Raw genomic sequence first — 14,108 nt, forward strand, 5'->3', positions numbered from 1 at the left:
AATAAAATATTTGTGTATTAATTATTCTTTTGGGGCGGGCGGGCGGCCCAAAAGGCAGAAATTATTTCGGCGCTTTACGAGCCCGGGCACCCCGTGGGGGGGTGTTGGGGTTGTTATAAAAAGGGTTGGGGGGTGTTTTTTTTGGGTGCTGGGTTCCGGGGGGCCGGGGGGGGGGGTGGCCCCCCGCGCCGCCCGGCGGGGGGGCGCCCGGCGCTACCATTACGCGTCCAGCGCCTGGCGCAACGGGGCCAGGAAGGTCCGAGCGCGCAGGGCTGCGTCTTCGGCCGAATCCGCTTCGGCCAGCACCGCCACCAGAGCGCTGCCGACCACCACGCCATCGGCCTGGCGCGCCATCGCCGCCGCACTGGCGGCATCCTTGATGCCGAAGCCAGCCACCACCGGCACCGACGCGCGCGCACGCAGGGCCTGCAGGCGGGCGCTGGCAGCATCACTGTCCAGCCGCTCGGACGCGCCGGTGACACCGGCAAAGCTGACGTAGTAGAGGTAGCCACGGGCCAGTGCCAACAGCTTGTCGGCCCGCGCTTCGCTGGTGGTCGGCGAGGCCAGCAGCACCAGTGCCAGGCCCGCTGCATCAAAGGCCTGCTGCGCTTCACCGGCTTCTTCCGGTGGCAGGTCGACCAGCAGCACACCATCCACACCGGCCTCCACGGCCGCCTTGGCGAAGGCCGCGTAGCCGTGGATCTCCACCGGGTTCAGGTAGCCCATCAGCACCACCGGCGTCTGCGCGTCACGCTCGCGGAACTGCGCCACGGCCTGCAGCACGTAGCGGCTGCCCGCCCCGCGTGCCAGCGCACGCTCGGAGCTGCGCTGGATGGTCGGGCCGTCGGCCATCGGGTCGGAGAACGGCACGCCCAGTTCAATCACGTCGGCACCGGCCTCGACCAGCGCGTGCATCACCGGCACGGTGCCCTCCAGCGAAGGATCACCGGCAGTGATGAAGGGAATCAGCGCCTTGCGCTGCTGCTCGCGCAGTCGCTGGAAACAGGCATCGAGTCGGGATACAGGCATCTCAGGCACATCCTTCAATCAGTTCAATCGCATCGCTGGTCCCCCAGTACATCCGGGTAACCTTCCCTTCAAACAGTTCCAGGCGGATGCCCAGGTCCGAACCCGGGTCCTGCCAGGTGAGGTACTCGCCCTGGTCACCGTCGTAGGCATGCGGGCTGGACACCGGCGGTTTCGGGAACTGGGCCATGGCCTGGGCACGGGTCATGCCGATGCGCAGTCCGAACGGCCCCGGCTGTTCAACCGGCAGTTCCGCCTCATCACCCGGCTTCAGATCAAAACGGACCACGCGGTCGTCGTCGGTCATCATCGACACGCCCGGCGGCAGCCCCTTGCCGTCGTAGTACTCGCAGTCGCCTTCGAAGAATTCCCTCGCACCCTGCGCCTTCCAGGGACCCTGTGCCTTCAGGTCACTCATGTGCTGGCCAACCAGCACGTCACCGGCATGATCCAGCGCCACCGAAACCACCGCGGGCGCGTCATCGCTGTTCGTCTCCTCTTCGGAGGGCGGATCGACGATCGGCGTACGCGCCATCGGATCCAGGTCATCATTGGCGGCCGGCTGCTGTGCGGGCTGCGTGGTGGCCTTGGCAGCCGGCGCAAGCACTGGTGGTTCCGGCGGCTGGCACGCGGCCAGGCCCAGTGCCAGCAGAAGCACGCCGCTGTTCCGCAGCAGCGCGCTCACAGTACCAGCCCTTCGCGCGCGGCAATTGTATGCACGTCCTTGTCACCACGGCCGGACAGATTGCAGAGAACGATCTGGTCGTGCGGACGCTCACGCGCCAGCTTGATCGCCTGCGCCAGCGCGTGGCTGGACTCCAGCGCCGGCAGGATGCCTTCGGTGTGGGCCAGCAGATGGAATGCCTGCAGCGCTTCCTCGTCAGTGATGCCGAGATAGCGTGCGCGACCGGTATCGGCCAGGAACGCGTGCTCCGGGCCGACGCCAGGATAGTCCAGGCCTGCCGACACCGAATGGGTCTCGATGATCTGGCCGTCGTCATCGCACAGCACATAGGTGCGGTTGCCGTGCAGCACGCCCGGGCGACCGGCAGCGATCGAGGCGGCGTGACGGCCGGTGCTGATGCCATCACCTGCCGCTTCAGCGCCGACGATCTCGACCTGGCGGTCGTTGAGGAAGGCATGGAACAGGCCGATCGCGTTGCTGCCGCCGCCCACGCAGGCGGTGATCGCATCCGGCAGGCGGCCGTACTCGGCCAGCATCTGCTCGCGCGCTTCACGACCGACGATGGCATTGAAGTCACGGACCATGCGCGGATACGGATCCGGGCCGGCCACGGTGCCGATGATGTAGAACGTGTCCTGCACGTTGGTCACCCAGTCGCGCATGGCTTCGTTGAGCGCGTCCTTCAGGGTGGCCGAGCCGGAGGTGACCGGCACCACCGTCGCGCCCAGCAGCTTCATGCGGTAGACGTTGATCTTCTGCCGCTCGATGTCGGTGGCGCCCATGTACACCACGCATTCCAGGCCCAGCCGCGCTGCGACCGTGGCGCTGGCCACGCCATGCTGGCCGGCGCCGGTCTCGGCAATGATGCGCTTCTTGCCCATCCGCGCCGCCAGCAGGGCCTGGCCGATGGTGTTGTTGATCTTGTGCGCGCCGGTGTGGTTCAGGTCCTCGCGCTTGAGCAGGATCTGCGCGCCGCCGACGTGATCGCTCAGGCGCTGGGCGTGATAGATCGGGCTTGGCCGGCCCACGTAATGGGCCAGGTCGCGGTCGTAGGCCAGCTGGAATGCGGGATCCTGGCGCGCCTGGTCATAGGCCTGGGCCAGTTCCTGCAGCGGGCCGACCAGGGTTTCGGCAACGAAACTGCCGCCGTAGCGGCCGAAGTGGCCCTGGGCATCCGGGAAAGCGTGATAGTCGGCAATGGGGGAGGCAGACATGGATACGACCGGTGGTTCAGACAGGTGGATACTCTAGCGCACGGGTCGTGACCGGAAAATGGATATTATCTGGCGCATATCGTCAGGAAATCTCACGTGAGCCGTTCCCTGCTGCCTCCACTCAATGCACTGCGCGCGTTCGAGGCCACGGCCCGTCTCGGCGGCGTTGGTCGCGCCGCGCAGGACCTGCACGTCACCCATGGTGCGGTCAGTCGGCAATTGAAGCTGCTGGAGGATCACCTTGGCCTGGCCTTGTTCCAGCGGGCCGGTCGTGGCCTGCGCCTGACCGCTGCGGGCACGCGGCTGCAGGCAGCGTGCAGCGAGGCCTTCGGCGGCATCGAAGACTGCGTGCGCGAACTGCGGCGGCCGGCGGCGGCCCCGGCGCTGGTACTGGGCTGCAGCGGCAGCGTGCTGGCGCGCTGGATGATCCCGCGCCTGCCTGCGCTGCAGGCCGCCCTGCCCGGCGTGCGCCTGCAGTGGTCAGCGCTGGATGGCAGCTTCACCGAAGCACAGGCGGCACTGGATGCGGTATTGCTGCTGGCGCAGGGGCCGTGGCCGCGCGGCTGGCAGGTGCGTGAGCTGGCCCCGGAACGGGTCGGCGTGGTGGTGGCCCCCTCGCATCCGGCCGCGCAGCGCCTGCGGCATGTACCGCCCGCAGCGCTGCTTCAGGAGACGCTGCTGCACACCAGCTCGCGGCCGCAGGCGTGGCCGGCGTGGGCGCAGGCGCACGCTCTGGACCCCGCGAAGCTGCAGCTGGGGACGGCCTTCGAGCATCTGTACTACCTGCTGGAGGCAGCGGTGGCCGGGCTGGGCCCGGCGATCGCACCCGAGCCACTGGTGGCCGAGGATCTGGCCGCCGGGCGACTGGTCGCGCCGTGGGGGTTTGCCGCCACCGGTGGTTTCTGGGTGCTGGCGCGACCGGACGGACCACCTGATGCGCGCGTGGATGCGCTCGCCGACTGGCTGGGCCAGCAACTCCGCTGACAAAAAAAAGGGGACGGAGGGAATTAAGTCGCAAGTGGCACAAACGACTTAATTCCCTCCGTCCCCTTTTTTCAGCTGGCGGTCGGTGTGGCCAGGCGCTGCTGCAGGTCTTCGCGCAGGCGCGACAGCTCGACTTCGGCCTGCTGCCGCTGCTGCATCCCTTCGCGGTGGATGCTGCGCACTTCTTCCACCGTGGCGATCAGCTGGTCGTGCACATGGCGCAGCGTGGCCACGTCGATCACGCCGCGCTGGTTGCTGCGCGCGGTATCCACCGAGGCCTGGCGAAGCAGGTCGGCATTGCGACGCATCAATTCGTTGGTGGCGTCATCGATGGCCGTGGACAGTTCGACCGCAGCCTTCTGTTCGCCCAGCGAGAGCTGGATGGCGAACTGGCGCTTCCACGACGGAATGGTGATGTCGCGGACGGTGTTGAACTTCTCGATCAGCTGCAGCGCGTTGGCCTGGATCAGGCGGATCATCGGCAGCGACTGGTCGGCGGCGTGCTGCATCAGCAGCAGGTCGGACACGCGCTTCTCGATCAACCGGATCGCATTGTCGATCTCGCCCTGGCGGATGCGCTGCTGGGGGTCCTCACTGCCCTGCCCGGCCAGCTGTTCGGCCTGCAGTTCGGCCAGCCGCTGCTTGCCCGCTGCCGCATACAGGCCGAGCGCACGACGTTCTTCGCGGACGATATCGTGCATGCGGTCGAACTCCCCCACGCGCTTGCCCATCAACGCCTGCTGCACGCCGACGTCGGCCAGCAGCTGTTCGATCTGCGCGTTGGTGTCGCTGAACTTCTGCACCAGCTCGCCCTTGGAGGCGCGTATGCGGTCGATCAGACCACCTATCACCGGCACCTTCGAACGCTGGGCGAAGCCGTCCAGCTTCAGGCTGCGCGCGATGCGCACCACCTCGCCCAGCTTCTCGCCACTGGCATCCAGGTCACGATTGCGGACCTGGTCCAGCAACTGGCTGGAGAACGCGGCGGTGCGCGTGGCCGCCTCGCGGCCGAACACCTGCAGGTTGCCCGGGCGCAGATCGTCCAGTTCCAGACGGATCTCGGCGATGCGCGGCAGATCCTCGCGTACCAGTCCCAGCGCCTGCAGCGCACCTTCATCGAGCGCAGTGGCGGTGGTCGTGCCGGGTACGAGGGCACCGGGGGTCTGGCTGTCCTGGGTCATCGGGCAGTCTCCTTGCGGTTGGGTAAGCGGCAGCGGCGGCCGGCTCAAGGCAGTCTAGCCTGAGCCGCGGCCACCTCGTCATCGATCTGTGCGTGCAACGTGGCAGCCTTGCCAGCCAACGCAGCGCCCGCAGCGGCCTGGCTCGCCAGTACAGCCTGCCGCCAGGCCGGCAGCAGCACGTCATGGATGCGCGCGAAGCGTTGCAGCAGCATGTTGTCCTGGTCCTGCAGCAGCTGCGATTGGCCGGCTTCCAGGCGGTGCAGCGAGGCCAGCCGGCGAAGATGGTCCAGCCGATGCGACAGCGCGGCCTGACCGGCGCTATCCAGCGTCGTCAGCCGCGACGCAGCCAGTTCGGCCCAGCCGTCCAGCGCCGCGGCTGCGGCGGAATGCTCAACGATCGCCATGGCCCGCAGCTGCATGTGCTGCTGCAGGTGCTGAGCCTGCTCACGCGCCTGCAGGGCCAGTACGCCCAGCTGAGACTGCAGCGCGTGCCCTTCTGCTTCGCGAGCGACATCGCGCCCCAGCAGTCGCCCCCACCAGCCTTCCTGCTGCCGGATCTGCGTCGGGTTGCCGGCCTGCAAGGCCAGCGCGATGCGCGCAAGCGCAGCCACCAGGCGCTCGCCCGCATCCGGTGGCAACGGCGTTTCGCGCCGCGCCAGCGCCTGCAGCAACGGCGCACCATAGTCGGCCAGCGCAGCGACATCGACCGTATCCGGCAGCATCGGTGGCGGCAGTGGCACGCGCGTGGTCACGGCAGCGGCGGCGGCTGCGGCGTGGATGCCGGCATGCCATCGCCGTCTTCCGGTGGCAATGACTCGCCGTAGAAGTGGCGCATCAGCGCCTCATCCAGCGCCCGCTCCTCCGGCGTCGCGGCGCGGCGCACGCGCGCGCGCTGCGCCACCACAGCGCTCGGCGTGCCCCGCTCGACCTGCTGTCGCGCCCAGCCGGCGAACGCGGCCAGGGTCTGCGACACCTGCACCTGCTGCGCCTGCGATGCCGCCAGCAGCTCCACCAGTGGCGCCAGGCCCGCCTGGAGGTCTTCGGCCAGGGCCGTGGCCGGCACGCTGGGGGCTGCCGCGACCGGCGGCGGCGCAGCGGCGGGACGCGCCTCTGAAAGGCGATGCAGGGCCTCCAGCAGCGCCGGCCACGGCGCCGGGTCCGCAACGGCGATCGCTTCCGGCGCGGGCGGCGGCAACTGCAACGCGCTGGCGATGTCCGCCAACTGCACGACCACGCGTCCACCGACATCGCTGTCGTCGGCGCCCATGGCCTTGTTGCGCAGGAAATCGCGCTTGATCTGGGCCCAGCGCTGCGACTGCACCTCATCCAGCACGCCGCGCAGTTCGGCCAGCTTCAGCAGGTTCTCCTCGGCGCCGGTGGTCAGCAGCTGCGCCTCGCCCAGGTAGTGGTCGGAGATCAGCTGCTGCAGCTCATCCTCGTTCATCACCGGCGAGATCTTCTCGGCCAGCTTGTTCATGTTGCGGTAGCTGCCCTGCAGCCGGAACGGCGGCTCGGTACGGTAACGATCGTCCTGCGCGGCACTGGCGATGTACTGCTGGTTGACCCGGTAGACCACGTCGCGAACGCGCAGCATGCGCTGCAGGGTGGCGGTGATCTCGTTGATCTCGGCACTGCTGTAGGCGTGGCTGAGGCCATTGGTGGATACGTCCTTGCCCATCGCGCGATCGACCAGCACGTACAGGTCGGCCATGTCACGCGTGGCCAGCGGCGCCAGTACCGGGTTGGAGGTCAGGCTGTTCTCGATGTAGCTGAGGGTGAACGCCGCTTCCATGCCTCCCAGCACATCGCCGAGGTTGTAGATGTCGGCGCGGTTGGCCAGCATGTCCGGAATCTTGAACACCTCACCGGACTCGGTGTACGGGTTGCCGGCCATGACCACGCAGAACTTCTTGCCACGCATGTCGTAGGTGCGGGTGCGGCCACGCCACACGCCTTCGATGCGGCGCGTGCCGTCGCACAGCGAAATGAACTTCTGCAGGAACTCGGGATGGGTGTGCTGGATGTCGTCGACATACAGCATGGTGTTGTTGCCCATCTCCAGCGCCAGGTTGAGCTTTTCCAGTTCCTGCCGCGAGGTGGCATCGGGCGCCTGTGCCGGGTCCAGCGAACGCACCTCGTGACCCAGCGCCGGGCCGTTGATCTTCATGAAGACCAGGCCCAGCCGGTGCGCCACGTATTCCATCAGCGTGGTTTTGCCGTAACCCGGGGGCGAGATCATCATCAGCAGGCCCATCAGGTCGCTGCGCTTGTTCTCGCCGACCGTGCCCATCTGCTTGGCCAGGTTGTCGCCGATCACGCCCAGGTAGACGTCGTTGATCAGCTTGTTGCGGACGAACGAAGACAGCGGCCGCGCCTTGAATTCGGACAGGCGCAGAGTCTGCCGCTCGCGGTTGATGATGCCCTGGCGCACGGTCTGGTAGGCGTGGAAATCCGGCACGAAGCGCTTGAGATGATGCTGCAGGCGCGCCAGGAAGTCATCCAGCGACAACGACAGCGAGCCGTTGTGGATGCGCGGGTGTTCGCCAAGCAGGCCCGGTACGTCCACGCGCAGCGGCGCATCGCTGGCCCGCGTGCGCAGCTGGCGCTGCACCAACAGCAGTGCAGCGGCCTCGTCCGCATAACCGGCATGCGCGGCCTGTGCAGGCAGGCCGGCCAGCGCGCGCAGCCATTGCCCGGCCAGTGCCCAGCGCGCGGCCAGCGGATCCTGCGTACGCTGCAGGGCGCGCTCCAGTGCTTCGCGCTGCCCGGCCTGGTCCAGCTGATGGGCCAGGGCCTCCAGCAGGGCCTGGGCATGCTTGCTGGTGCTGAACACGGGTTCGCCGTTGACCAGTTCTTCGCCCAGATAGGCGGCCGCCGCATCGGCGGCTTCTTCGTCGAAGGGCAATGACTGCGACTGCGAGAACGCACTCAGCGCAGCAGCCATTTCCGCGCGCAGGGCGTCACGCCCTTCGTCGGAGCCGAACAGGCGAGCGATGGTTTCCGCTCCGGCCTGGCGGCTGGGCCATTGCAGTACCGCTTCTTCGCGCTGCTGCGCCGCCCAGAACAGCAGGGCCAGCGCACGCACCTGCGGGGCGTGACGCAGCGTGCCGGCAGACCGCTGCAAGGGCAGCAGCGCGCGCAGGATCAGCGCGGCGTCGTGGTCGTGGATGCCGCGCTCGTAGCCTTCGCGATAGCGCGGCGCAGCGAAGGCACGAACGCGCTGATCCAGTGCTTCGGGTGTGGCGACATCGTGCTGCAGCTGGGCCAGGTCCAGCCCATCGTGGCCTTGCTGTGCGGCCAGCAGCAGACTGCCGGCCAAGTATTCGCCGCGGTAGATCGCATCGGATTCCGAATCCAACGTCACCGGCCAGAACGGCTTGAGTGCCTCCAGTTCCGGGTCGTGCAGGGTTTCCAGGAAGTCAGTGCCGGTCAGGTGGATGGCCAGCGTGTCGCCGCGCGGCAACAGGGTCAGGTCCAGGGCCTGGGTGTTGACGCTGAAGCGGTGGCGCGGGCCAAGCCGGACCACGTTGCCACCGGCTTCGTACAGGTCGCTGCGGTCGCGCAGCTGGCGCACGGCCTGGTCGCGCACGCCCTTCAGGCGCGCCTCGATGTCATCGGCCTTGACGTTGTCGCGCAGCGTGCGCAGCCGCTCGGCCAGCTCGCGCAGCTTGAGGATCAACGGATCGCCGGCGAAGAACGCATTGAGTTCATCGGCGGTGGCGAAACGCTCGGTGCGCTTGGCCAGTCCATCGAGGATGCGGTTGGCAGCATCCAGTACCGAACGCGCCTTGCGCTGGCGGTCGTCCAGCAGCGCCTGCTTGTGCGTTTCGAAGGCCTCGACCAGTTCTTCGCGCTTGCTGAGGATGTCGCCGAGGAACTGCTCATGCTCGCCGAACTGGCTTTCCAGTTCTTCCAGCTGCACCAGCAGGCGTGACAGCTGTTCGTCGGCCCTTTCCGGATCGTTGGCCATCGCCAGCGCGCTGGTGATGGACTGCGAGAACAACGCGAACTGGGCAGCGAACTGCGCCACGGCCTCGGCCGAACCGAGGGTACGGCGGCGCTGTTCGGCGCGGGTGCGCGCCTGGTTCAGCCGCCCGTACAGCGCGGAAATGGATTCGACCACGCGGGTGCGCGCGGTGGCATCGTCCACCTTCAGCCCGGCCATCAGTTCGGACAGCATGTCCAGGTCGGCGGCCATGGCGCGCATGCCGTCCAGCTGCTCGTCCAGCTGGCGCGCGCTGCTGGCCTGCTGGGCGGCTTCGTCCAGCGCCTGCAGGCGGCTGCCCAGTGGTGCCAGTGCGGCATCGCCGGCCAGGAATTCACCGGTTGCCGCACCGACGCGGTCCTGGGCCTGCACCAGTTCGGCAGCCATGGCCTCGATGCGCGTGGTATCGATATAGCGCAGCTCGCGGATGGTCAGCAGCCGCCCGCGCAGCGCGGTGATTTCGTTCAGCGCCTCGACGAAGGCCTGCACCTCGTTCCAGTTCTGCGGCTGCAGGCGGCCCAGCAGGGCCTTGTGCCTGGCCTCGGCGTCAACCATCGCCTGCGCCGACTGCTGGCGGATCGACTGCACCTTCTCGTATTCGTCCAGCACCGATTCGCCGGTGGCGCTGATCTGCCGCAGCAGCGCCTCGGCACCATCGCAGGCATCGTCGCCCAGCCAGTGGTGGGTGTCGAACAGGCGGCGGGTATCGGCGACCAGGCGCTGGTAGCGCTGCACCGACACGTGCTGGCCGTCGATCTCGCGCGCCAGGTTGAACAGGTTGGAGATGCCGCGCACCAGTTCGGCATTGCCGATGCGGCCCATGAAGGTATTGCCGGGCGGTCGGCTGGCAGCGAATTCGTCGCTGCTGAACGGCGTCTGCCACACCTGCATCGGATGGATGCGGGTCGGTTCGGCGCCCTCGGCATGGAACAACACCATGCGCCCATCCTGCAGGAAGGCATAGCCGTGGCCGAACACGGGGTTCTGCAGCACGCGCTGGATGGTGTTGTACACGAACAGCGCCGAGCGACCGCCCTCGCGTTCGTAGAAGATGTACAGCACGTCCTCGCCGTTGGGCGAGCGGATGCTGCGCTTGAACTGCATGCCGGCCATCGAGGCGTCGAACGCCTTGTGCTCGCCGCCCTGCAGGTAATAGCCGCCCGGGAAGATCACGCCGTGGTCTTCGGGCAGCTGCACGCAGGCCTGCACGATCGCATCGTTGCGCACGATGTCGCCGGTGATCGTGTTGTAGATCAGCCCGCGCCAGACGGTTTCGCGATAGGGCAGCACCTTCAACAGCAGCAGCGAACCGACGCGGGCGAACTCGAACTGGGCATCGTCCAGCGACTGCGTGCTGTCCTCTACCGGTTCGCTGTAGATGCCCTGCCCGGTCTCGGTGTTGTTCTCCACCTTGATGGTGAGGTCACCGCCGGTGGTTTCCACGAACAGGGTGTCGAGGATGTTCAGGTGCGAATGGCGGCCGCTGACCGCCAGGTCACGCGTGGCCCGGGTCCATTCAAAATCGAACGGTGGCGGTAGCGCGATATCGCGTTCGCCGCGCGCGTCGAGGTAGGTCAGCTCGCCTTCGCGCGACAGCGCCCAGCGGAACACGCGTACGTCGCTGCTGCGCTCGCCGATCTGAAACGAGGCCAGCAGTTTGTCGCCGACCACGATCAGCTGCAGCAGGCGCGCGTGCTTGTAGTAGGCGTACAGCTCATTGAAGTCGTGCACGAAGCCGGGCTGGTCGAGGAAGCTGCCCTTCAGCTCCAGCGCAGCGACGTCGTAGCCGTCACTGCCCTGCACCAGCCGGTACAGGCCGAACACATCCTCGATGCGGGTCTGGGTTTTCAGACCGATGAAGACGTTGTAGCCGAACAGCAGGCGGTCCGGGCCCACCTGCACGATGTCGCGGCCGACGCAGTTGTTCTCGCTGCGGATGCGGAAACGCCCGACCACTTCCAGCCGGCTGTCGCCGAACTCGGCCAGGCGCTGGCGGTTGAGCACTTCGGCCAGGGCCTGCAGGCGCTGGCCCTGCTCGGCCAGGCGGCGGCGCAGGACTTCATAGGCACCGCCCTGGGCGACGGCCTGGTCGACGGTGTTGCCGCCGGCCTCCGCTGCGGTGGTTTCGGCGGACGGATGGGTTTCAGACATCAGCAGGCTTCCGGCTCACGGGCGAACGGCCGCATCTGCGGCCGGCGCGGGCGGGCGATGGCGGCGTGGCCATCGCCCGATGCATCAACGGGCGCTGTCGACCACGGTGGCCGACACGGTGGGCACCGCTTCGGCGTCCTCGGCGATCTGGCGCGGTGCCGGCTCGGCCACGGCCACGCCCAGGTAGCGCTGCATCAGTTCCTGCACGATCGGGCTCTTGCCAGCAAAACCCTCGATCGACTTGCCCAGCGACACCGCCTTGACCAGGTTCTCGAACATGCCGCCGTCGCCACCGACCAGGTCGATGTCGGCATTACGCAGCGCGCTGGCGATGACGTTGGCGTTCTCGCGCGAGACTTCCTTGCCGGCTTCGATCGAGGCCAGCGCCTGCTTCAGGCTGTTGTCCAGCATCATGCGGAACTCTTCGTGGCCGCGCGCCTGGTCGCTCAGCGAAGCGATCGCCTCGAACTTGCGCACCAGGCCCTCGGCCTCGGCCAGCAGCTTCTTCTGCACCACGCCGGCTTCGGCGTTGCCCAGCGATTCGGTGGCGGTGGCACGCGCCAGGCCCATCTTTTCTTCGCCCTGGGCCTGCGCCTGCAGTGTCTCGGCCAGCACCCGGGCCTCGTTGCTGCCCTGCTTCAGGCTGGCTTCGGCCTTGGCCTCGATCACGCGGGCCTCGGCAATACCGACCTTCTCGATGGCCAGCGCGGACGCTTCGCGTACCTGCGCCTCGGCCAGGCCCGGCGCCGCCTGTTCGGCCCGCAGCGCGTCGGCCAGCAGGCGCTTGGCTTCAGCCTGCTTGCCGGCCGCTTCGTGCTCGGCCTGGGCCAGCGTGGTCAGTTCAACGGCACGGTGCTTCGACGCCGTTTCGCGCGCCTGTGCTTCCTTCACTTCGCGCACCAGCGATTCCTGCGCCTTGGCCTCGGCTTCCAGGATCAGCACCTGCTTCTGGCGGTCCGCCTCGGAGACCTCGCGCACTTCCTTGATGCGCTCTTCTTCCTGGGCCACGGTCTTGTCGATGGAGATGCGTTCGCGGGTGATGTTGGCCACGTCCATCTTGCCCTGCTCGACCACCTTGTCACGTTCCACGCCCTGCAGCTGCACTTCACGGTCGGTAGTGACCTGCTCCAGCTGGCGTGCGCGCTCGACGCGCTCGGCTTCGATGGCCACCGCACGCTGGCGGTTCTGCTCGGCCACTTCCACTTCGCGCAGGCGGTTCTGGTCGCGGATCTCGATCAGCTGCTGCGCTTCGATGCGGGCGTTCTCGGACAGCTGGCGCTGTTCTTCCTGCACCTTGGCGGTCTCGGCTTCCTCGCGCGCGCGGATGGTCTCGATCTCGCGCTTCTGACGGGCTTCCGCTTCGGCCTGCTGGCGTTCCAGCGCCAGCAGCGCCTCACGCGCTTCCACGTTCTTCTTGGTGATGGCGAGCTTCTCGTTCTGCTCCAGCTCGTTGGTCACCACGTTCTGCGCGGCGGTCAGCTCGGTGATCTTGCGGATGCCCTGCGCGTCGAGGATGTTGAACTGGTCCAGCAGCGATTTCGGAGTCTGTTCCAGATAGTCGATCGCCACGTCCTCCAGCACATAGCCGTTCAGATCGTTGCCGATGACCGCGATGATCTCGTCGCGGAACTCCTGGCGCTTCTCGAACAGCTCGGTGAAGTCGAACTTCTTGCCCACCGTCTTCAGCGCTTCGGAGAACTTGGCGTTGAACAGCTCGTCGACGGCGTGCTTGTCCGAGGCACGATCGGCGCCGATGGCCTTGGCCACGCGCAGCACGTCGGCCTGGGTTTCATTGACCCGCAGGTAGAAGGCCACGGCGATATCGGCACGCATGTTGTCGCGGCAGATCAGGCCTTCCTTGCCGCGGCGGTCGATCTGCAGGGTGATCAGGCTGATCCGCATCAGCTCGGCGCGGTACAGCACCGGGATGATCAGCGCACCGGTGAAGTGCACCTTGGGCGTGGAGCTCATGTCGTTGACGATCAGGGCCACGCCCTGGTCGACCTTGCGGTAGAAGGCCTTGAACAGGCCGGCCAGGCCGAGCAGCCCGACCAGCAGGACGGCGACGCCGATCAGGAAGGGGGCCATGGTTGCCAACGTCATCAGTGATTCTCCTTGTTGCCCGGAAGCAGGTTGTCCTGGAAGTCGAGGGCGACCGCATCGGCGCGGACCACCCGGTAATGGTGTTGTGCGGCCACGTGCTCGACCAGCACGATGCGCTCGCCACGCTGCAGTTCAATGTCGCTGCGCACCTGCAGCACCAGCCCGGCGCCACCGTCATCGAAGGTGGCGTGGCCGCTGCGCGCATCCACTTTCGGCGAGGCGACCACACCGATGCGCCCCAGCAACGAGGCCTGGGCCACCGGCCGCAGGCGCAGCAGGAACCGACGGATGGGGTGCAGCAGAAGCGCGGTGACCGGCACCGCAGGCAGGGGAGCCAGCACGGCCACGACCGCGCCGATCGTCCAGCGCAGCAGGTCCGGCAACGGCAGCAGCACGAAAAGATGGATGAAATAGGTCAGCGCCCAGCCGAAGAAGCCCAGCAGCGTGACCACGACCATGACCGGCACTCCACCCAGGCCGAAGCGCTGCAGCAGGGCCGACAGGCCGCTGAGATCGTTGCCGCCGTCCAGGGCGCCATCGGCGCCAAGATCGCCGAAGCCATCGTCGACCAGGCCAAATGCGGCAAGCCCCCAATAGATCAGCGATACCGCCAGCACGATGCTGTACGGCAGGGTCGGAAAACCGAACACAACGCTGAGGAACTCCTGCATCGCTTGCCTTCCTGGGCTGTGGGCGGCGATCGCCCGTTCGGAACGCGCAGAGCGCGCCCCGTGGATCCCCGCGCCGGCCCTCATGGCTGGCGCGCTTGGGTCCATCCT

Annotated in this window: 9 protein-coding genes; 1 reads left to right on the forward strand and 8 read right to left on the reverse strand. The window is 67.5% G+C overall.

The features are described 5' to 3' along the window. Positions 1–219 precede the first annotated feature (219 nt). The 3 genes from trpA to trpB are packed head-to-tail and all read right to left on the reverse strand — an operon-like array spanning position 220 to position 2,925. A complete protein-coding gene (gene trpA / locus QRO91_RS13755) occupies positions 220–1,029 on the reverse strand; it encodes a tryptophan synthase subunit alpha (protein ID WP_197620072.1) in 810 nt (269 codons plus the stop codon). 1 nt (position 1,030) lies between these two features. Continuing rightward, the gene (locus QRO91_RS13760) at positions 1,031–1,711 is read right to left on the reverse strand and encodes a hypothetical protein (RefSeq protein ID WP_197620071.1); all 681 of its coding nucleotides are present in this window, start codon (positions 1,709–1,711) and stop codon (positions 1,031–1,033) included. Then, positions 1,708–2,925, reverse strand: a complete 1,218-nt coding sequence (gene trpB / locus QRO91_RS13765; protein ID WP_049429522.1) for a tryptophan synthase subunit beta — start codon at positions 2,923–2,925, stop codon at positions 1,708–1,710. The genes QRO91_RS13760 and trpB overlap by 4 nt, the downstream gene beginning before the upstream one ends. 96 nt (positions 2,926–3,021) lie before the next feature. Between trpB and QRO91_RS13770 the strand changes: the two genes are divergently transcribed. Continuing rightward, on the forward strand, positions 3,022–3,909 hold the full coding sequence (locus QRO91_RS13770; protein WP_197620070.1) for a LysR family transcriptional regulator: 888 nt from the start codon (positions 3,022–3,024) through the stop codon (positions 3,907–3,909). A 71-nt stretch (positions 3,910–3,980) separates the two neighbouring features. Here the strand turns inward: QRO91_RS13770 and QRO91_RS13775 are convergent, their stop codons facing one another. The 5 genes from QRO91_RS13775 to QRO91_RS13795 all read right to left on the reverse strand — a co-directional run bounded on the left by QRO91_RS13775 (position 3,981) and on the right by QRO91_RS13795 (position 14,000). Then, the gene (locus QRO91_RS13775) at positions 3,981–5,090 is read right to left on the reverse strand and encodes a toxic anion resistance protein (RefSeq protein WP_049429520.1); all 1,110 of its coding nucleotides are present in this window, start codon (positions 5,088–5,090) and stop codon (positions 3,981–3,983) included. A 44-nt stretch (positions 5,091–5,134) separates the two neighbouring features. Next, positions 5,135–5,842, reverse strand: a complete 708-nt coding sequence (locus tag QRO91_RS13780; protein WP_049429519.1) for a hypothetical protein — start codon at positions 5,840–5,842, stop codon at positions 5,135–5,137. Then, positions 5,839–11,226, reverse strand: coding sequence for a DNA repair ATPase (locus QRO91_RS13785; RefSeq protein ID WP_197650877.1), 5,388 nt, complete (start codon positions 11,224–11,226; stop codon positions 5,839–5,841). Before QRO91_RS13785 ends, QRO91_RS13780 begins: the two co-directional genes overlap by 4 nt. Before the next feature lie 84 nt (positions 11,227–11,310). After that, the gene (locus tag QRO91_RS13790) at positions 11,311–13,329 is read right to left on the reverse strand and encodes a hypothetical protein (protein ID WP_180852598.1); all 2,019 of its coding nucleotides are present in this window, start codon (positions 13,327–13,329) and stop codon (positions 11,311–11,313) included. After that, complete coding sequence (locus QRO91_RS13795) at positions 13,329–14,000, reverse strand: OB-fold-containig protein (protein WP_049429516.1); 672 nt, start codon at positions 13,998–14,000, stop codon at positions 13,329–13,331. The genes QRO91_RS13790 and QRO91_RS13795 overlap by 1 nt, the downstream gene beginning before the upstream one ends. Positions 14,001–14,108: the final 108 nt, after the last annotated feature.

The organism is Stenotrophomonas maltophilia group sp. Smal32 (assembly GCF_030237085.1).
Taxonomy (GTDB): domain Bacteria; phylum Pseudomonadota; class Gammaproteobacteria; order Xanthomonadales; family Xanthomonadaceae; genus Stenotrophomonas; species Stenotrophomonas maltophilia_Q.

Excerpts from the sequence above, each read along its gene's own strand:
- trpB (WP_049429522.1), bottom strand. The coding sequence starts at position 2,925 with ATGTCTGCCTCCCCCATTGCCGACTATCACGCTTTCCCGGATGCCCAG.
- QRO91_RS13795 (WP_049429516.1), bottom strand. The coding sequence starts at position 14,000 with ATGCAGGAGTTCCTCAGCGTTGTGTTCGGTTTTCCGACCCTGCCGTAC.
- trpA (WP_197620072.1), bottom strand. The coding sequence starts at position 1,029 with ATGCCTGTATCCCGACTCGATGCCTGTTTCCAGCGACTGCGCGAGCAG.
- QRO91_RS13790 (WP_180852598.1), bottom strand. The coding sequence starts at position 13,329 with ATGACGTTGGCAACCATGGCCCCCTTCCTGATCGGCGTCGCCGTCCTG.
- QRO91_RS13785 (WP_197650877.1), bottom strand. The coding sequence starts at position 11,226 with ATGTCTGAAACCCATCCGTCCGCCGAAACCACCGCAGCGGAGGCCGGC.
- QRO91_RS13775 (WP_049429520.1), bottom strand. The coding sequence starts at position 5,090 with ATGACCCAGGACAGCCAGACCCCCGGTGCCCTCGTACCCGGCACGACC.